Genomic DNA, 18218 nt, shown 5'->3' with positions numbered 1-18218 from the left:
AGGCTCACCGGGTCGGGATTTCACCATCCGGGTGGCGGACCGGGCCCTCGCGCTCGAGCCGCTCGCGCTGCGGGACGACGGTGTACTTCGGGTCCTTCGCCGAGGCCTGGCCGGCCTCGAACACCCCGAACCGCGTGCACGCGGAGCCCGCCAGGAGCGCGGCCCCGGAGAGCACCGACAGCGCCCGGCTGCGGGTGGCACCCGCCAGCACGGTGCCGGCGGCGCCGGCGACGGTGAGCGCCTTGGCGGCCCGCATGAGCCGACCTGCCGTGCCCTCGTGGAGCGGCTCGGCGGTGATGCCCATGGACCGCTCCATGCGGTGCTCCATGGCGAGCTCGAGCACGGCACCCGCGACGGCGAACCGGCGGGCCGGCCCGGTCTCGGCGACGGGCGCGGTGATCATCGCCATCCCCGCGGACGCGGCGGCGGCCGAGCCGACGAAGACGAACGGCAGCTCACGGTAGGCCGAGTGCCACGACGGCGTGGCGGTGTCGGAGAGCAGGACGGCGGTGTACGACGCGACGGCCGGCGCGACCACCGCGGCGACCACGCCGGCCGGTCGCTCGACGTACGGCACGAGCTTGAGCAGGCCCTGGGTGCGCCACCGCGGCGGCAGCATCCGGACCACCTCGGCGCCGGCAGCCCCGGCGGCGAAGGGGCCGTAGGCCGAGAGGATCCAGGTGCCGACCGACATCGGCGAGGTCAGCTTCGCGACCCGCAGCATGTTGTAGAACCGGCTCGGCGTGCCGAGATCGTGCACGAGGGCCACCATCGAGAACCCGAGCGCCCCGAGGGCGGTGATCCGGCCCGACCGACGCATCGCGGGGCGGCCGGTCAGGTCGGCGCCGGCGGCGAGGAGCGAGGACCCGGCGGCGAGCCCGCCGGCGAAGAGGTACGCCGGGATGTCGGCCTCCCACGGCGACGGCTTGACGATCGGCCGGCCGTAGTAGGAGGTGAACTCCGCCTCGGGCACCATCGACCGGTCCCCGCCGCGACCACCTCCGCGGCCGCGCCGCTTCGTGGTCCGGCCACCGGCCGAGCCGGGGGTCGCCCCGATCTCCGCGCCGGTCTGGGGGCCCGGGTCCGCGCTCATCCGCGCCTCCCCAGGAACGCCAGGGCCGCTCCGGCCAGCAGCGTCGCTGCGGCCGCGGTCGCCCGGTTGAACATCGCGGGCAGGTCCTTGGTGGTGACGACCGGGTCGGGCGGGAAGCCGTAGACCTCCGGCTCGTCGAGCAGCAGGAAGAAGGCCCCGGCGCCGCCGACGCCGTCGTGGGGGTCGTTGCCGTAGAGCCGCGCGTCCATGACGCCGGCCTCGTGCAGCGTCTCGACCCGCTTGTTCGCGCGCTCGCGGAGCTCCTCCACGTCGCCGTACTGGATCGACTGCGTGGGGCAGGCCTGCGCGCAGGCCGGGACCTTGCCGGCGTCGAGGCGGTCGTAGCAGAGCGTGCACTTCTGCGCGATGCCGACGTTCTTGGCGCCGTCGGGGGACTTGCGCCGCTCGATGACGCCGTAGGGGCAGGCGGGTACGCAGTACCCGCACCCGTTGCAGATGTCGTCCTGCACCACGACCGTGCCGAACTCGGTGCGGAACAGCGAGCCCGTCGGACACACGTCCAGGCACGCCGCGTGGGTGCAGTGCTTGCACACGTCGGAGGACATCAGCCAGCGGAAGTCCGGCTTGTCCTCCGGGCTCTCGCTGCCCTGCGGACCCATCGCCGGCATGCCGAGGTCGACCGACCCGGCGGTGCCGCGCAGGCCCGGGTCCTGGTCACCGAGCCGCTTGGGCTGCTCGATGAACGCGACGTGGCGCCACTGGTTGGCGTTGAGCGAGTGGCTGTTGTCGTACGACGTCGCCGTCATGTCGAAGTGGTCGGCCGGGACGTCGTTCCACTCCTTGCAGGCGACCTCGCACGCCTTGCACCCGATGCAGATGCTGGTGTCGGTGAAGAAGCCCTTGCGCTTGGGCCGGTCCTCGTCGTAGCCCGCGTCGGCCGCGGGGTCGAGCGGTCCCCAGAAGGAGTTCTCGCTGATCGTCCAGCTCACGAGGCCCCGCCTCCCCCGCCGGTCGGGTCGCCCTCGTCGTCACCCGCGGCGCCGGGGCCGGTGGTGACGATGGGGACCGTGCGGTCGCCGAGGATGCCCGCGCGCTCCTGGTAGGTGGTCACGAGGTCGAGCACCGCGCGACCGGTCGGACGGCGGCCGGGAAGGACGTCACAGGTGCCCACCTTGCTCTCCTGGATCAGCACGTTGGGGTCGAGCGAGATGCCCAGCAGGTCGTTGGCGGAGTCGCCGGTCACCAGGCCACCCGTGCCCCAGTGGTAGGGCAGCCACACCTGGTGGACGGTGCGCCCCTCGACCCGCAGCGGGGTCATCCGCTCGGTCACGAGCACCCGCGCCTCGATCGCGGCACGGGCGGTCACGACGTGGCACCACCCGCCGTTCTCCAGCCCGCGCTCGCCGGCGAGCTCCGGGCTGACCTCGATGAACATCTCCGGCTGCAGCTCGGCCAGCCGGGCGACGTACCTGCTCATGCCGCCGGCCGTGTGGTGCTCGGTGAGCCGGCTGGTGGTGAAGACGTAGGGGAAGACCTCGCTGCCATGCTCGGGCGGGCTGGGGTTCATCCGGTTGTCCTGGCGCGGGTACTCCTTGCGCGTCGGGTTGGCCTGCTGGCCGTAGATCGGGTTGCGGAACGGCGACTCGACCGGCTCGTAGTGCGTCGGCAGCGGGCCGTCGAGCAGCCCCTGCGGGACGTAGAGCCCGCCCTTCCCGTCGCCCTGCATGATGAACGGGTCGTCGCCGGCGATGCCGTCGATCCCGTCGACCCCTGGGTCCGGGCGGTACGACGGCGGCTTGGTCACCTCGAAGTCCGGCACGTCGTGGCCGGCCCAGCGCTGCTGCTCCTCGTCCCACCAGACGTAGGCCTTGCGCTCGCTCCACGGGCGGCCCTCGGGGTCGGCCGACGCGCGGTTGTAGAGCGTGCGGCGGTTGGCCGGCCAGGTCCAGCCCCACTCGGCGGCGACCCAGTCCTGGTCGCGGCCGGGCTTGCGGCGGGCGGCCTGGTTGACGCCGTCCTTCATCACGCCGGTGTAGATCCAGCAGCCGCCGGCGGTCGACCCGTCGGTCTCCATCTCGGTGAAGGTCGACAGCGGGCGGCCGGTCGCGACGTCGTACCCGTTGATCTCCTTCAGCACGGCTTCGGCGTCGGGGTCCTGGGTCTCCCCGAGCAGGGGGTAGTCCCAGGTCAGCTCGAGCAGCGGGCGGTCGCGCTCGTCGGTGGAGCCGGCGAGCCGCTCGCGGATCATCCGGCCCAGGTGGAAGAAGAACCACAGCTCGCTGCGGCAGTCGCCCGGCGGCTCGACGGCCTTCTCGCGCCACTGGAGCATCCGGTGGGTCTGGGTGAAGGTGCCCTCCTTCTCCACGTGGGAGGCGGCGGGCAGCAGGAAGACCTCGGTGCGGCACTCCTCGGGCACGATCTCGCCGGTCGCGACCTCCGGGGAGTCCTTCCAGAAGGTCGCGCTCTCGATCTCGAACAGGTCGCGCACGACCAGCCAGTCGAGGTTGGCCATGCCGAGCCGCTGCGCCTTGCCGTGCGCGGAGCCGACGGCGGGGTTCTGCCCGAGCAGGAAGTAGCCCTTGACCTTGCCGTCGATCATGTCGAGCACGGTGCGGTAGGTGCCGTGGTCGCCGGTGATGCGCGGCAGGTAGTCGAAGCAGTAGTCGTTGTCGGCGGTGGCGTGCTCGCCCCACCACGCCTTGAGCATGCTGATGCTGTAGGCGTCGGCCTTGGACCAGAAGCCCTTCGCACCGGGGTTGCGGGTCGCGTCGATCCACTGCTCGAGGCTCTGGTGGTCCGCGGCGTTGGGCATCGGCAGGTAGCCGGGCAGCAGGTTGAACAGCGTCGGGATGTCGGTGGAGCCCTGGATGCTGGCGTGGCCGCGCAGCGCCATGATCCCGCCGCCGGGCCGGCCCATGTTGCCGAGCAGCAGCTGGAGGATCGCGCCGGTGCGGATGTACTGCACGCCGACGCTGTGCTGGGTCCAGCCGACGCTGTAGACGAGCGCGGTGGTGCGGTCGCGCGTGGAGTTCTGCGTCCACGCCTCGCACACCTCGAGGAACTGCTCCTCGCTGACGCCGCACGTCTGCGCCACGACCTCGGGGGTGTAGCGGGAGAAGTGCCGCTTGAGCACCTGGTAGACGCAGTTGGGGTGCTGCAGCGTCTCGTCGCGGAGCACGTCGTCGTCGACGCTCATGCCGTGCGTCTCGTGCTGCATGCCCGACGCGGTCTCGCGCTGGGTCTCGTGGTCCTGCCGGTCCCCGCCGTCCTTCTCCTGCGTGGCGTACTGCCACGACTCCGCGTCGTAGGTGCGGGTCTCCGGGTCGAAGCCGGAGAACAGCCCGTCGAGGTCGTCGGTGTCGACGTACTGGTCGCTGACGATGGTCGCGGCGTTGGTGTACGCCACGACGTACTCGCGGAAGTCCAGCTCGTTGCTCAGGACGTAGTTGATGATCCCGCCGAGGAACGCGATGTCGGTCCCGACGCGCAGCGGCACGAACGTGTCCGCGAGCGCGCTGGTCCGCGTGAACCGCGGGTCGACGTGGATGACCTTCGCCCCACGGGCCTTCGCCTCCATGACCCACTGGAAGCCCACCGGGTGGGCCTCGGCCATGTTGGAGCCCTGGATGATGATGCAGTCAGCGTTGGACAGGTCCTGGAGGAAGCCTGTGGCGCCGCCGCGCCCGAACGAGGTCCCCAGACCGGGGACCGTGGCGGAGTGTCATATCCGCGCCTGGTTCTCGATCTGGATGGCGCCCATCGCGGTGAAGAGCTTCTTGATGAGGTAGTTCTCCTCGTTGTCGAGGGTCGCCCCTCCGAGGCTGGCGATGCCCATCGCGCGCCGGACCTTGTGGCCCTGGTCGTCGAGGTCCTGCCAGGTGTCGTTGCGCGCCTTGACGACCCGGTCGGCGATCATCTCCATCGCGACGTCGAGGTCGAGGTCCTCCCACTCGGTCCCGAAGGGACGGCGGTAGCGGACCTTGGTCTGGCGCAGCTCGCTGGTCACGAGGTTCTTGCTGGCCGAGCCCTTCGGGCACAGCCGGCCCCGGCTGACCGGGCTGTCGGGGTCGCCCTCGATCTGGATGACCTGCTCGTCCTTGACGAAGACCTGCTGCCCGCAGCCGACGGCGCAGTAGGGGCAGACGCTCTTGGCGACGCGGTCGGCGGTCTCGGTGCGGGCGGTGGTGGCGTCGGTCTGCTTGGACCGCGCGGCGACGCCGCGGCCGAGCACGTCGGACCCGAGGAGCTGCCGGAGCACCGGCCATCCCAGGTTCACCTTCGCCACGTCCACCTCCCTCGGTGCCGCGACAGTACCCCGGCCCTCCGACAACCAATCCCACTCACCTCGCCGGGTCGACCACTTGCCAACCTGGAAAGCGATCGGATAACTTTCCAACATGGAAAACAATCCGCACGCCGACCTCCTCCGCGACCTGGAGCGCGCCGAGGCCGCGCCGTACGTCGACTACCCGCCCACGCCGGGGTGGTACTTCCCCGCTGCCGGCGCCTGGTTCGCCGGACTGACCGGCGTTCAGGGCCTGACCGAGGACCACCTGCCGGTCGCGATCGCGCTGATCGTGGTGCTGCTCGGGGCGCTCGGCGCGTTCTGCGGGTGGTACGCCCGCTACCGCGGCGCCATGCCGTCGGTCCTGCGCCGCGCCCCCCGCGGCATGGGCTCGATGTTCGCGCTGTACTTCGTCGGCGCCGCGGTCGTCCTCGGCGTCGTGTGGTGGACCGGCGCGCAGGCCGGGTGGGGCTGGGCCTCGGCGCTGATGTTCCTGCTCGCGACCGCCGGGCTGTGGCTGCACGAGCAGTCGTACGCCGCCGCCGCAGCGCGCGTGCGGGACCGGCTCTCGTGACCGGGGGGCTCGACGAGCTCGACCCGGTGATCCACGCGCCCAAGCGGCTCGCCGCGATGGCGGTCCTGTCGACGGCGAGCACCGTGACGTTCCCGTTCCTGCGCGAGCACCTGCAGGTCAGTGACTCCGACCTGTCCAAGCAGATGTCGGCGCTGGAGAAGGCCGGTTACGTCTCGGTCAGCAAGGACGGACGCGGCCGCGGCGGCACCACGTCGTACCGCATCACCCGCGCCGGCCGCGCGGCGTACTCCCGGCACCGCAAGGCGCTGACCGCGATCCTCGGCGGCTGACCCAGCGGCTGACCCAGCGGCTGACCCAGCGGCTGACCCAGGGGCTAGCGCACCTGCACCGTGACGCCGTCGCGGGCGGGCACGAGCTCGCCGACGACCGGGTGGCCGGGCAGCTCGCCGGCGACCAGCAGGCCGCCGGAGGTCTGCGCGTCGGCGAGCAGGACGAGCTCGTCCTCGTCGACGCCGGCCTCGAGGAACGGGCGGACCCAGTCGAGGTTGCGGCGGCTGCCGCCGGGGACGAACCCGTCGCGCAGCGCCTCGCGCGCCCCCTCGACGTACGGCACGGCGCTCGCGTCGACGACCGCCGTCACCCCGCTCGCCCGGGCCATCTTGTGCAGGTGGCCGAGCAGGCCGAAGCCGGTCACGTCGGTGGCCGCCCTCAGCCCGGCAGCGACGGCCGCGCGGGAGGCGTCGCGGTTGAGCGTCGTCATCACGTCGATCGCGTGCTGGAAGACCTCGCCGGTCGCCTTGTGGCGGTTGTTGAGCACGCCGAGGCCGATCGGCTTGGTCAGCGTCAGCGGTACGCCGGCGCGCGCGGCGTCGTTGCGCAGCAGCTTGTCGGGGTGGGCGAGGCCGGTGACGCCCAGGCCGTACTTCGGCTCGGGGTCGTCGATGCTGTGCCCGCCCGCGAGGTGCGCGCCGGCCGCGCGGCACACGTCGGCGCCGCCGCGCAGCACCTCCGCCGCCACCTCGAACGGGATCCGGTCCCGCGGCCACGCCAGCAGGTTGAGCGCCACCAGCGGCTCGCCGCCCATCGCGTACACGTCGGAGAGCGCGTTCGTCGCTGCGATCCGCCCGAAGTCGTAGGCGTCGTCGACCACCGGCGTGAAGAAGTCGGTCGTCGCGATGACCGCCCGCTCGCCGTCGATCCGCACCGCCGCCGCGTCGTCACCGTGGTCGAGCCCGACCAGCAGGTCACCCGTCGCGTCCTGGTCGGCCCGGCCGCTCGACAGGTCCCCCAGCACCCGCTCCAGCTCCCCCGGCGGCACCTTGCACGCGCACCCGCCACCCGACGCGAACTGCGTCAACCGGATCCCTGCTGCCACCGACGTCGTCATGGCCCCGAACCTAGCCCGCGCGCCATGCGGGGCTGGGGGTGTCGGGGTCACCGGTTAACCGGTGACTCCTGCACATATCGGGGCAGATCTCCCCCGATATGTGCAGGACTGCCCCGATATGTCCGGGTGGCGGGGCCTAGGATCGCGGCGGAGGCGTTCCTCGTCTGGTGACGGGCGCGGTCCTCAAAACCGTAGTGGCCGAGCATCTCGGTCAGGCGGGTTCGATTCCCGTCCGCCTCCGCCAGACCTCACGTCACGACCCCGCCCGAGAGCCCGCCCGAGAGCCCGCCCGAAAGCCCGCCCGAGAGCCCGCCCGAAAGCCCGCCCGAGAGCCCGCCCGAGAGCCCGCCCGAGAGCCCGCCCGAGAGCCCGCCCCGGGAGCACCGCCGGGGAACAGAACAGCCGCCGGCCGCGCTGGGCCCACCATGACCACCATCGGACTCATCGGCAGCGGCAACATCGGCACGGCGATCGCGAAGCAGGCGGTCGCCCAGGGGTACGACGTCGTGCTCAGCAACTCGCGCGGCCCCGAGACCCTGGCCGACATCGTCGCCGAGCTCGGCGACCGGGCCCGCGCCGCGACCGCGCAGGAGGCGGCGGAGGCGGGCGAGGTCGTCGTCGTCACGATCCCGTTCCACGCGGTCGACCAGGTGCCGGTCGAGCCGCTGGCCGGCAAGGTCGTGATCGACACCAACAACTACTACTTCGAGCGCGACGGCCACGACGCGGCGATCGACGCCGGCGAGGACTCCCCCAGCGAGCGGCTGGCGGCCCACCTGCCCGCCTCGAAGGTCGTCAAGGCCTTCAACGCGATCCAGGCCGCCCACATCGTCGACGCTGCGAAGCCCACGGGTGACCCCGCCCGCCGCGCCATCCCGATCGCGGGCGACGACGCTGCGGCCAAGCAGGTCGTCACGGGGCTCGTCGACTCCTTCGGCTTCGACGTCGTCGACGCGGGCCCGCTCGTCGAGGGTCGCCGGTTCGACCGCGACAAGCCGGCGTACGGCGCGGAGGTCGGCGCCGACGCCACCCGCGAGCTGGTCGCGCAGGGCTGACACCCGTGGCCGGCGTCGGGCGATCGCACGGGTTTCGGCGCTGATGAGACGTGCCTCACGGATCGGGTCTACGATCAGCGGGCGCTACTGCGCAGTAGACCGATGTTCCTGGGAGGGACCCTCTTCATGATCAACCGCACCGCTCGCCGCTTCGCCGTGGCCGCCACCTCCGCCGCTGTCGCCGGCACCGCCCTCGTGGGCGCGACCGCCACCTCGGCGAACGCCGCCGAGGCGACGACGACCTACACCTGCACCGCGCCGGCCAACATCTTCTCCGGCGACTTCCCGGTCACCGTGAACGGCGGCCTCCCCGGTGAGTTCTGGGCCGGCGCCTCCGTGCCGGACGCGCTCGCCAGCAACCTCGCCGTGTCCGTCGTCGCGCAGGTCCCCGCCGAGGTCGCCGCCGTCATCAACGGCTTCGGCATCAAGGACGCCAAGTCCGACGACTTCGGCTTCTCGCTCGGCTCCGCCACGGTCCCGGCCCCCGTCGCCGGCCCGTTCGAGACCACCGACGGCGCCACCAAGTGGAACGCCGCCGGCACCGTCAAGGCCTTCAGCACCCCGAAGCCGGGCTCCTACGACGTCAAGCTGCCGCAGGCCTTCACGATCACGGCGAACGCCAACGGTCAGAACGTCCCGGTCCCGTGCACCCTCGCCGAGGGCCAGGCGGCCGGCTCGCTCGGCACGATCAAGCTCAACAAGCAGACCAACTCCGCGGTCGCCGCGAAGAACGTCAAGGCCAAGAAGGGCAAGAAGGCGGCCGTCAAGGTCACCGTCACCGCCGACGCCGGCGCCGTGACCGGCGGCAAGGTCACCGTCCTCAAGGGCAAGAAGAAGGTCGGCTCGGCCAACGTCAAGAACGGCAAGGCCACCGTCAAGGTCGCCAAGCTCCCCGTCGGCAAGAACAAGCTGACCCTGAAGTACGGCAACAACCCCAGCGTGGCCGCCGCCACCGGCAAGGTCACCGTCACCGTCAAGAAGTGACCTGAGCCCTCCGGGGCGACGCACCACCAGCAGCACAGCACGAACAGCACGAACGCCCGGCCGGGTCATCCGGCCGGGCGTTCGTCGTCATCGGGCTGCCGCGGTCAGGCACCACCGCCGGTGGCGTTCTGGAAGAGGAACATCGCGCGCCCACCCCAGGTCTGCCCGTCGAGGGTCGGCCCGGAGACCGTGGTCGCGGTGCCGGCGACGAGCCGGCCCGAGGCGCCGCCGCGCTGCCAGTCCACGCGGACGAGGGTGCCGGTGCTGGTGGCGACGTACACCTGCGACCCGGCGAGGAACATCCCGCGCGCCTGGCGCAGGTCGAGCCCGGCGACGCCGGTGCCGGCGACGTACCGCTGCGCCCCCACGACACCGCTCTCCGGGGTGAAGTAGCGGTAGTAGAGGTTCGGGTCGCCGGTGAGGGTGAAGTAGACCCGGTTGTCGTCGAGGAACATCCCGGTCATCACCGCCACCTCGTCGTGCCAGGCGGCCAGCCGGACGATCAGGTCGGAGGTGTTGACCACCTGCGCACCGCCGAACCTCGTTCCGCTGAAGGTGCGCCGGGTGAACGACCCGTCGGACTGGCCGAGGTAGAGCACGCCGTTGACCATGAACGCCCCGCGCACGGTGGACCAGTTGATGCCGCCGTCCGGCGGGTCCTGCACGGCGCCGGCGACGGCGCCGTCGTAGCGCCGTTTCAGCAGCCCGGTCAGCGCGGCCGTGGACCCGCCGGTGTAGACGTCGTTGGGCAGCAGCGGCGTCCTGATGGTCGGCCGGGTCGCCCCGTCCTTGAGCAGCAGCGCGATCCGGCTGCGCAGCTGCCCGGCGATGCGGGTGGTGTCCGAGGCGACCCACAGGCCACGGTCGTCGAAGAGGAAGTCGAAGACGCCGACGCCCTTGTCGCGACCCGGGTTCCAGCTCAGCGGGAGCCCGTTGACCGGGTCGAGCGCGGCGATCCCCTCGCGGGACACCGCACCGGGGCCGGCCCGGTCACCGGCGAACGGGTTGTTCTGCCAGCGCTGGTGCCCGCCGACGTACACCGCCGCCGGGGTGACTTCCACGCCGTACGTCGTGTCGCCGCCGGTGTGGTTGATCCACGACGGCGGCGCGTCGGTGGAGACCGTGCGGGTCTCGAAGCGCGCCGTGGTGTCGCAGGCGCCGGTCGAGCCGCCGTACGCCCCGGTCGTGGTGACCACGAAGAACGAGTCGTCGTCGGAGAACGCCACGTCGCGCATGTAGGTGTCGAAGGCCGAGGAGCACGGCGTGAGGTAGAAGCCGGTGCGGAACGTCGCCGGCTGGGCGCTGGCCCCGGACGTGTCGAGCATCAGGAGCTGGTGGTTCCGCACGCCTTGGAGGGTGTCGAAGTTGCCGACCGCCACCAGCCGGGAGCCGTCGGCGGTGGTGTCGATCTTCAGCACCTGCGTCACGCCGCTGCCGCGGTGGGTGCCGGCGACGCGGAGGCCCATGTAGGGGAGGTACGCACCGGTGTCCGGGTCGAGCGTCGCCAGCGCGGGCTGCGAGCGGCCGGCGACGTGGGTGAAGGCGCCGGCGATCCACAGCCGTCCGTTGCGCAGCGCCATGTCGCGGACGTTGCCGTTGATCGTCCCGGCGTTGAACGTCGGGACGACGGCGCCGTCGGCGACCCGGATCCGGGCGACGCGGGCCCGGGTGGCACCGCTGATCGAGGTGAACCCGCCGCCGACGTACACGCTCGTGCCGTCGGCCGCGGGCAGCAGGGAGGTGACGCTGGTGCCGGGGTTGGGGTTGAACACCGGGCTGACCTGCCCGGTGTTGGCGTCGAGCGCGACGAGGCCGTTGCGGACGACCTCGGTGTTGCTGCCCTCGTTGCGGACGCGCGTGAAGCTGCCGCCGAGGATGACCGTGTTGCCGACCCGGGTCACGGCGAAGACCCGTCCGTCGAGGATGTGGGGGGTCCCGGCGACGGGGGTGGTGCGGACCACCGTCCCGCCCGGGACATCAGCGGTGGCGAGGTGGTGCGAGGCGCCGAGCAAGCCGCACCCGAGGGAGAGTGCGACGGCGGCGAGGAGTCCACGGTTCATGGAGGACCTGCCTTCGGTAGGGGGAACGGCCAGCGTGCGTCCGATCCCGCGCCGATCGACCGCCGATAGACGCGGCTCATCGAAGTTGGGGAGGACGGCGGCGGCACCCCTGTGCTGGTGTCTCGGGCATGCTGGCCGCGTGCACAGCGAGGACCCCCGACGACGTACGCCGCGGACGGACGCGGTGCTGGCCGACCCGCTCCTCGCCGAGCCACGGGCACGCCTGGGCGAGGTGATCGTCAAGCGCGTCGTCACGCAGGCCCTCGACCGGTGCCGCGCGGGCGAGCTGGCGCCCGAGGACGTCGTGACGGCGGCGTACGCCGCGTTGCCGGCGCACGCCGTCTCGCTGCGGCGGGTGGTCAACGCGACCGGCGTCGTCGTCCACACCAACCTCGGCCGGGCACCGCTCTCCCCCGCGGCCGTCGACGCGCTGGCCGTGGCCGCCGGCGCGACGGACGTCGAGCTCGACCTGGCCACCGGCCAGCGGGGCCGGCGCGGCCGCGACACGATGGCCGCCCTCGCCGCGGCCGTGCCGGACGCCGGCGGCGTGCACGTCGTCAACAACGGTGCCGCCGCGCTGGCGCTGGTCACCTGCGCGATGGCCGCCGGCCGCGACGTGGTGATCGCGCGCGGGGAGCTGGTGGAGATCGGCGACGGGTTCCGCATCCCCGAGCTGCTGGAGTCCGTCGGCGCGCGGCTGCGCGAGGTGGGCACGACCAACCGGGTGCGGCTGGCCGACTACGAGGCGGGGGTCGACGACGACGTCGCGTTCGTGCTCAAGGTGCACCCCTCGAACTTCCTCGTCAGCGGCTTCACCTCCTCCGTCCCCGTCCGCGAGCTCGCGACGCTCCCGGTGCCGGTGGTCGCCGACATCGGGTCGGGGCTGCTCGCGCCGCACCCGCGGCTGCCCGACGAGCCGAGCGCGTCGGCCGCCCTCCGGGAGGGCGCGGACCTGGTGACCGCCTCGGGCGACAAGCTGCTCGGCGGGCCGCAGTGCGGCCTGCTGCTCGGGCGGGCGGACCTGGTGGAGTCGCTGCGCCGGCACCCGTTCGCCCGCGCGCTGCGCGTCGACAAGCTCACCCTCGCCGCGCTGGAGGCGACCCTGACCGGGCCCGTGCCGCCGGTCGCCGCGGCGCTGGCCGCCGACCCCATCGCGCTGCGGGCCCGCGCCGAGGCGCTGGCCTCGGCCATCGGCGAGGTGGGCGGGTCCCTCGCGGAGGCGGTCGACTCGACCGCGGCCGTCGGCGGCGGCGGGGCACCCGGGGTCGACCTGCCCTCGGCCGCGGTCGCCCTCCCCGCGACGCTGGCCGAGCCGCTGCGCACCGACGCCGAGCTGCCGGTGGTGGGCCGCGTCGAGCGCGGCCGGCTGCTGCTCGACCTGGTCGCGGTCGACCCGGCCGACGACGCGCGGGTCGCCGCCGTCGTACGTCGCACGGCCGGCGTGGTGGGCTGAGCGTGCACGTCGTCGCCACCGCCGGTCACGTCGACCACGGCAAGTCCACCCTTGTCCACGCCCTCACCGGCATGGAGCCCGACCGGCTCGCCGAGGAGCGCGCCCGCGGGCTGTCGATCCAGCTCGGCTACGCGTGGACCGAGCTCGCCGGCGACCGGGTCGCGTTCGTCGACGTGCCCGGCCACGAACGGTTCGTCACCACCATGCTCGCCGGCATCGGGCCGGTCCCCGCCGCGCTGCTCGTCGTCGCCGCTGACGACCCGTGGATGCCGCAGGCCGCCGAGCACCTCGCCGCGCTCGACGCGCTCGGGGTCGCGCACGGCGTCGTGGCCGTCACCCGCGCCGACCTCGCCGACCCCGGCCCGATGGCCGAGCGCGCCCGCGCCGAGGTCGACCGCACCTCGCTCGCCGGCGCGCCGGTGGTGCCGGTCAGCGCCCGCACCGGCGCCGGCCTCGACGAGCTGCGCGACCACCTCGCGGCGCTGGTCGCCCGCCTGCCGCAGCCCGACCCGGCCGCCGACGTGCGGCTGTGGGTCGACCGGCGGTTCACCATCACCGGCGCGGGCACGGTGGTGACCGGGACCCTGCCGGCCGGGACGGTACGCCGCGGCGACACCCTCGAGCTGTGGGCCGGTGGTCCGGGCGTGCCCGTCCGCGTGCGCGGCGTCCAGTCGCTCGGCGCCGGGGTCGACGCGGCCTCGGGCGTGGCCCGCGTGGCGCTCAACCTGACCGGTGATGGCCTCGACCGGGTCGACCGCGACAGCGTGCTGGTCACCCCCGCCGCCTTCCACCCCGTCACCACCGTCGACGTGCGGGTGACCGGCGAGGGGCGGATGCCGGAGCGGCCGGTGCTCCACGTCGGGGCGGCGTCGTTCGGGGTGCGCGCCCGACCGCTCGCCGGCGACGAGGGCGCGCTCCTGCGGCTCACCCTGCCGCGGCCGGTGCCGCTGCGGGTCGGCGACCGGGCGCTGCTGCGCGACCCCGGCTCGCGGCGGGTCTGGGGTGTGCGCGTGCTCGACCCCGAGCCGCCGCCGCTCGACCGCCGCGGCGCCGCCGCCGCGCGGGCGCGGGTGCTTGCCGGCGTGGGCCACGAGCCTGACCTCGCGGACGAGCTCGACCGGCGCGGCCTGGTCGATGCGGACCTGCTCCGGCGGCTCGGCGTCCCGGCCGGGCCGCTCCCCGATGGCGCGGTCGACGCCGACGGCATGCTGGTCTCCGCCACCCGGGCCGCCGCGCTGGCGCGGGAGGTGGCCGAGGCGGTCCGCTCGCACGACGCCGCCCATCCCCTCGACCGCGGCGTGCCGGCGACGTCGTTGGCCGACCGCCTGGGCGTGCCGCCCGCGGTCGTCGCGGCCGTGGTGCCGCGGGTCGAGGGGGCCCGCCTGCAGGGCGGGCGGGTCGTCGTCGGGGACGCGGGTCCGGCCCTGCCGGCCGAGGTGGAGCGGGCGCTGGCCGAGCTGGCCGACGATCTCGCGGACGAGCCGTTCGCCGCTCCCCCCGCCGACCGGCTCGCCGCCCTCGGCCTCGACCCACGGCGTACCGCCGCCGCGGCCAGGGCCGGCCGCCTGCTCCGCCTCGCGCCCGCGGTCGTGCTGCTGCCCGGCGCGGACGCGCTCGCGGTCGAGCGGCTGCGCGGGCTGCCCCAGCCGTTCACCACCAGCGAGGCCCGGCAGGCACTCGGCACGTCGCGGCGGGTCGTGCTGCCGCTGCTCGAGCACCTCGACCGCACCGGCCGGACCCGGCGGCTGCCCGACGACCGCCGCCGACTCGCCGAGTGACTCGCCGGGTGACCAATCCCTGCCGACCCGGTCGCCTCAGTCCTCGAGCAGCGCCCGGACGTCGTCGGCGGTGACGGCGCCGGACATCGCGCCGTCGCCGTCGACCACCTGGACGAAGAGCGCGGCCTTGCGGGCCTTGAGCTCCATCACCTTCTCCTCGATCGTGTCGGTCGCGACGAGGCGGTAGACGGTGACCGGCGAGTGCTGCCCGATCCGGTGGGCGCGGTCGACGGCCTGGGCCTCGGTCGCGGGGTTCCACCACGGGTCGAGCACGAAGACGTAGGTCGCCTCGGTCAGGGTCAGCCCGACGCCGCCGGCCTTGAGGCTGATGAGGAACGCCGGGTGGTCGCCCTGGCGGAACCCCTCGATCGCCGCGTCCCGGTCGCGCGTGCTGCCGTCGAGGTAGGAGTAGCCGATCCCCTCGACGTCGAGCCGCTCGCGGACCCGGGCGAGGAAGCCGGTGAACTGGCTGAACACCAGCGCCCGGTGGCCCTCCTCGGCGAGCTCGCGCAGGTGGTCGGCGAGCAGGTCGATCTTGGCCGAGCCGACCGCGTCGAGCTCGGGGTCGACGAGGTAGGGGTCGAGGCTGAGCTGGCGCAGCTTGGTCAGCGAGCTGAAGATCGCGACCCGGTTGGCGGCGAAGTCGTCCTGGATGAGGCCGAGGATGTGCTGCCGCTCGCGCTGCAGGTGCGCGTCGTACACCTTGCGGTGCTTGGCGCCCAGCGCGACGTCGAGCACCTGCTCCTGCTTGGGCGGCAGGTCGGCGGCGACGAGCTCCTTGGTCCGGCGCAGCAGGAACGGGCGGATCCGCGTGCGGAAGCGGCGCAGCGCCGCCGCGTCGCCCTGCTTCTCGACCGGCTTGGCGACGATCTCGGCGAACTTCCGCGGGTGCGGGTAGAGCCCGGGCGCGACGATCGAGAGCAGCGACCACAGCTCCATCAGCCGGTTCTCGAACGGCGTGCCGGTGAGCGCCAGCCGGAACGGCGCGTCGATGAGGCGCACCGCCTGGTAGGTCTTGCCCTGGTGGTTCTTGACCTGCTGCGCCTCGTCGAGCACCAGCCCGCCCCAGGGCATCGCGGCGTAGTCGTCGGCCTCCAGGCGCAGCAGCGTGTACGTCGTCACGACGACGTCCGCGCCGGCGATGACGTCCTTGAGCTCCTCGCCGCGGCGCCGGCGACCCGCGGTGACCGCGCGGACGTCCAGCCCCGGGGCGTGCATCGCGGCCTCGCGGACCCAGCCCGGCACGACGCTCGTCGGCGCGACGACCAGGAACGGGCCGGCGCCCTCGGCGCGTGCGTGGCTGATCAGCGCCAGGGTCTGCAGCGTCTTGCCGAGGCCCATGTCGTCGGCCAGGATCCCGCCGAGGCCGGCGTCGTGGAGGAAGGCCAGCCAGCGGAACCCCTCGAGCTGGTACTCCCGCAGCGTGCTCGCCATCCCCGGCGGGTCGATCTCGGGGAGGGTGGTGAGCCCGCGCAGCGCCTGCGCGGCGTCGACCCACTGGCGCGCCTGCTCGTCGACGACCCCGATCTCGTCGAGCTCGCCCCACAGGCCCAGGTCGCCGGTGCCGACGCCGATGGAGTCGGGGTCCTGCCGCTCGGCGAGCTCCTCGGCCGCGCGGACCGCCTCGGCGAGCCGCAGCAGCGCCGGGTGGTCGGCCGGCAGGTGTCGCCCGCTCGGCAGGAAGACGACGTCCTCGTCGTGGCGCAGCGCCTCGGTGATCGCCTCGACCAGCGCCGACAGCGGCACCTGCTCGCCGTCGACGTCGATGACCACCCGCAGGTTGAGCCAGTCGACGCGACCCTCGGCCTCCTCGGCCAGCTCGAACCGGATCTCCGGCTCGCCCTCCGCGGCCCGGTGGTCGGGCTGGATGCCGACGTCCTCGACCTCCACCAGCGGGTCGTCGCGCAGGCCCGGCAGCACCTCGCCGACGAGGGTCAGCAGGCGGTTGCCGCGCAACAGCTGCCGCTCGACCAGCGCGCCGTCGTCGCCGCGGAGCAGCTCGTCGGCGGTCGCGCCCAGGTCGAGGCGGGCGAGGTGCGCGCGCTCGCGGTCGGGGCGGCGTACCGCCGCGGCCGAGGACGCACCGGACCCGAGCGCGGTGCGGGTCTCCCGGTCGCCGGTGCGGTAGCTCCAGCCCCACGTCGCCTCGGCCGTCCCGGGGCCCTTCCAGGCGAGGGTGAGCACCAGGACGGGCGGCTGCTCCTCAGGCACCGGCACGGAGCCGTCGCGGGAGGAGACGGGGAGGTGGCGGCGCAGGCGGGGCAGGTGGGTCTCGACGAAGACGCCCGCCTCGTCGGCGGGGATGCGCAGCGGGTCGGGGTTCTCCACGAGGCGACGCACCGGCTCCGGCACGAGACGGTCCAGCGGCGCCAGCACGAGGGTCCCGCGCGCCTGGTCGAGCAGGCCCACGCCGTGGCCGCGCTGGCCGACGACGAGGAGCTCCTCGCCGGTCCAGAACCGGTCGTCGTGCCAGACCCCCAGGGTCATCCGGGCACCACCGCCGGCCCGCTCGTCCGCGTGCAGCTCCGCGGCCAGCGACAGCGGGCGGTCGAGCACGGTGACCGACGTGAGGCCGGCGCCGCCGACGAGCTCGACGCCGGTCGCGACGGCACGGCCGAGCATCGCCCACAGACCGGGGCCGAAGTCGTCGAGCGGGGACTCGCCGGACCCGTAGTAGTACGGCGAGCGCCGGGCGCCCGCGAGCTCGAGCAGCGGCGCGAGCTGGTCGGGGTCGTGGGTGCGGGAGTAGGAGACCTTGGTCAGGTCGTCCCAGCCGACACCACGCTTGACCCACTTGCCGCGAGCACCGGCACCCAGCGGGCGCATCCGCAGCGACGGCCGCCCCGTCTTCACCTGCCAGGACGGTGCGCGTCGGCGCGAGGAGGAGTCCTGCTCCCCCGGTCGGTCGATGGAGACCTCGAGCGCCAGGGCCTGGGTCCGGCCGTCGGCGGGCCCGGCGTCGAGCTCGTCGAGCACGCGGCCGAGCCGCTCGCTCCAGACCGGGCCGCTGTCATCGGCCGAGGAACGCTGCCGGCTGACGGTCAGCGCCAGGGCGGCGCCGTGCTTGCACCCCACGCCGACCGGGCAGGTGCAGTCGCTGTAGAGCTGCCAGCGGCCCGCGGTGCGCACGGCGCACAGCTCGACCTCGTAGGGGCGGAACGACGTGCCGTCGACCCGCGCCGACAGCACGACCTCCTCGTCGTCGGAGCTGACCACCGTGATGTCGTCGACCGCGTCACCGACGTAGGCCTGCGCCCGCCCGAGCGTGCCGGGGTCGAAGGACAGCTCGACCATCGACTCGTCCAGGTCCGGCAGTGGCGACTGGGACACGGCCCCTCCTGTCTCGTCGGCGATCGAACCTCGTCCGCGACGATCATCCCCCGGGGCGCCGACATCGACGCCTTCGCCCGGGCGGGCCTGTGGACGACCGCCGTCCGGAGCGGGCACGGACAGGTGGTCAACGCTCGGTGAGGGGTGGTTCCTTCCCTCGCCGGCCGCGTCCGGGTGCGGAGCTGGTCACCGCCGGCCGATGCCGGGGTAGTCCGTGACGGTCGGCAGGCGGATCGGCCGGATCGACCTGCGGAACGTCACGGACTACCCGCGCCCCGGCGCCCGCGCCTGTGGACG

General features: G+C 73.8%; 12 protein-coding genes, 1 tRNA gene and 1 pseudogene. 7 read left to right on the top strand and 7 right to left on the bottom strand.

What is annotated here, in order from left to right; all coding sequences use genetic code 11:
* Window positions 1–4: 4 nt before the first annotated feature.
* The 4 genes and pseudogenes from nrfD to QWY29_RS21285 all read right to left on the bottom strand — a co-directional run bounded on the left by nrfD (window position 5) and on the right by QWY29_RS21285 (window position 5312).
* Window positions 5–1093, bottom strand: a complete 1089-nt coding sequence (gene nrfD, locus QWY29_RS01430) for an NrfD/PsrC family molybdoenzyme membrane anchor subunit (protein ID WP_300958871.1) — start codon at window positions 1091–1093, stop codon at window positions 5–7.
* The gene (locus QWY29_RS01425) at window positions 1090–2043 is read right to left on the bottom strand and encodes a 4Fe-4S dicluster domain-containing protein (protein ID WP_300958870.1); all 954 of its coding nucleotides are present in this window, start codon (window positions 2041–2043) and stop codon (window positions 1090–1092) included. The genes nrfD and QWY29_RS01425 overlap by 4 nt, the downstream gene beginning before the upstream one ends.
* Window positions 2040–4763, bottom strand: a pseudogene (gene fdh / locus QWY29_RS01420) (formate dehydrogenase); the annotation flags it as partial. The pseudogene fdh and the gene QWY29_RS01425, both read right to left, overlap by 4 nt.
* Window positions 4764–4775: 12 nt before the next feature.
* Window positions 4776–5312: a hypothetical protein gene (locus QWY29_RS21285; RefSeq protein ID WP_500684584.1), complete on the bottom strand. Its 537-nt coding sequence runs from the start codon at window positions 5310–5312 to the stop codon at window positions 4776–4778.
* A 139-nt stretch (window positions 5313–5451) separates the two neighbouring features.
* Between QWY29_RS21285 and QWY29_RS01415 the strand changes: the two genes are divergently transcribed.
* Both QWY29_RS01415 and QWY29_RS01410 read left to right on the top strand, forming a co-directional pair.
* The gene (locus QWY29_RS01415) at window positions 5452–5913 is read left to right on the top strand and encodes a hypothetical protein (protein WP_300958868.1); all 462 of its coding nucleotides are present in this window, start codon (window positions 5452–5454) and stop codon (window positions 5911–5913) included.
* On the top strand, window positions 5910–6203 hold the full coding sequence (locus QWY29_RS01410) for a winged helix-turn-helix domain-containing protein (protein ID WP_300958867.1): 294 nt from the start codon (window positions 5910–5912) through the stop codon (window positions 6201–6203). The genes QWY29_RS01415 and QWY29_RS01410 overlap by 4 nt, the downstream gene beginning before the upstream one ends.
* A 44-nt stretch (window positions 6204–6247) precedes the next feature.
* On the opposite strand, the gene selD is transcribed toward QWY29_RS01410, so the two are convergent.
* The gene (gene selD / locus QWY29_RS01405) at window positions 6248–7261 is read right to left on the bottom strand and encodes a selenide, water dikinase SelD (protein WP_300958866.1); all 1014 of its coding nucleotides are present in this window, start codon (window positions 7259–7261) and stop codon (window positions 6248–6250) included.
* A gap of 149 nt (window positions 7262–7410) precedes the next feature.
* Here selD and QWY29_RS01400 point away from each other — a divergent pair.
* From QWY29_RS01400 to QWY29_RS01390, 3 genes are all read left to right on the top strand, one after another.
* Window positions 7411–7505, top strand: a tRNA-Sec gene (locus QWY29_RS01400).
* Between the two features lie 181 nt (window positions 7506–7686).
* On the top strand, window positions 7687–8316 hold the full coding sequence (locus QWY29_RS01395; RefSeq protein WP_300958865.1) for an NADPH-dependent F420 reductase: 630 nt from the start codon (window positions 7687–7689) through the stop codon (window positions 8314–8316).
* A 102-nt stretch (window positions 8317–8418) separates the two neighbouring features.
* Window positions 8419–9300, top strand: coding sequence for an Ig-like domain-containing protein (locus QWY29_RS01390; RefSeq protein ID WP_300958864.1), 882 nt, complete (start codon window positions 8419–8421; stop codon window positions 9298–9300).
* A gap of 104 nt (window positions 9301–9404) precedes the next feature.
* Here the strand turns inward: QWY29_RS01390 and QWY29_RS01385 are convergent, their stop codons facing one another.
* A complete protein-coding gene (locus QWY29_RS01385) occupies window positions 9405–11360 on the bottom strand; it encodes a hypothetical protein (protein WP_300958863.1) in 1956 nt (651 codons plus the stop codon).
* A 139-nt stretch (window positions 11361–11499) separates the two neighbouring features.
* Here QWY29_RS01385 and selA point away from each other — a divergent pair, with 139 nt between their 5' ends.
* Both selA and selB read left to right on the top strand, forming a co-directional pair.
* Window positions 11500–12813, top strand: coding sequence for an L-seryl-tRNA(Sec) selenium transferase (gene selA, locus QWY29_RS01380; protein ID WP_300958862.1), 1314 nt, complete (start codon window positions 11500–11502; stop codon window positions 12811–12813).
* Window positions 12814–12815: 2 nt separating this feature from the next.
* Complete coding sequence (gene selB, locus QWY29_RS01375; protein WP_300958861.1) at window positions 12816–14591, top strand: selenocysteine-specific translation elongation factor; 1776 nt, start codon at window positions 12816–12818, stop codon at window positions 14589–14591.
* Between the two features lie 36 nt (window positions 14592–14627).
* Here the strand turns inward: selB and QWY29_RS01370 are convergent, their stop codons facing one another.
* On the bottom strand, window positions 14628–17921 hold the full coding sequence (locus QWY29_RS01370) for a DEAD/DEAH box helicase (RefSeq protein ID WP_300958860.1): 3294 nt from the start codon (window positions 17919–17921) through the stop codon (window positions 14628–14630).
* Window positions 17922–18218 lie beyond the last annotated feature (297 nt).

Source organism: Nocardioides abyssi, assembly GCF_030412915.1.
Classification (GTDB): Bacteria; Actinomycetota; Actinomycetes; order Propionibacteriales; family Nocardioidaceae; genus Nocardioides; species Nocardioides abyssi.
Note: the sequence above shows the minus strand (reverse complement) of the source record. Positions and strands in the feature narration are given on the sequence as shown.

Excerpts from the sequence above, each read along its gene's own strand:
- QWY29_RS01390 (WP_300958864.1), top strand. The coding sequence starts at position 8,419 with ATGTTCCTGGGAGGGACCCTCTTCATGATCAACCGCACCGCTCGCCGC.
- nrfD (WP_300958871.1), bottom strand. The coding sequence starts at position 1,093 with ATGAGCGCGGACCCGGGCCCCCAGACCGGCGCGGAGATCGGGGCGACC.
- QWY29_RS01395 (WP_300958865.1), top strand. The coding sequence starts at position 7,687 with ATGACCACCATCGGACTCATCGGCAGCGGCAACATCGGCACGGCGATC.
- QWY29_RS01415 (WP_300958868.1), top strand. The coding sequence starts at position 5,452 with ATGGAAAACAATCCGCACGCCGACCTCCTCCGCGACCTGGAGCGCGCC.
- QWY29_RS01385 (WP_300958863.1), bottom strand. The coding sequence starts at position 11,360 with ATGAACCGTGGACTCCTCGCCGCCGTCGCACTCTCCCTCGGGTGCGGC.
- selD (WP_300958866.1), bottom strand. The coding sequence starts at position 7,261 with ATGACGACGTCGGTGGCAGCAGGGATCCGGTTGACGCAGTTCGCGTCG.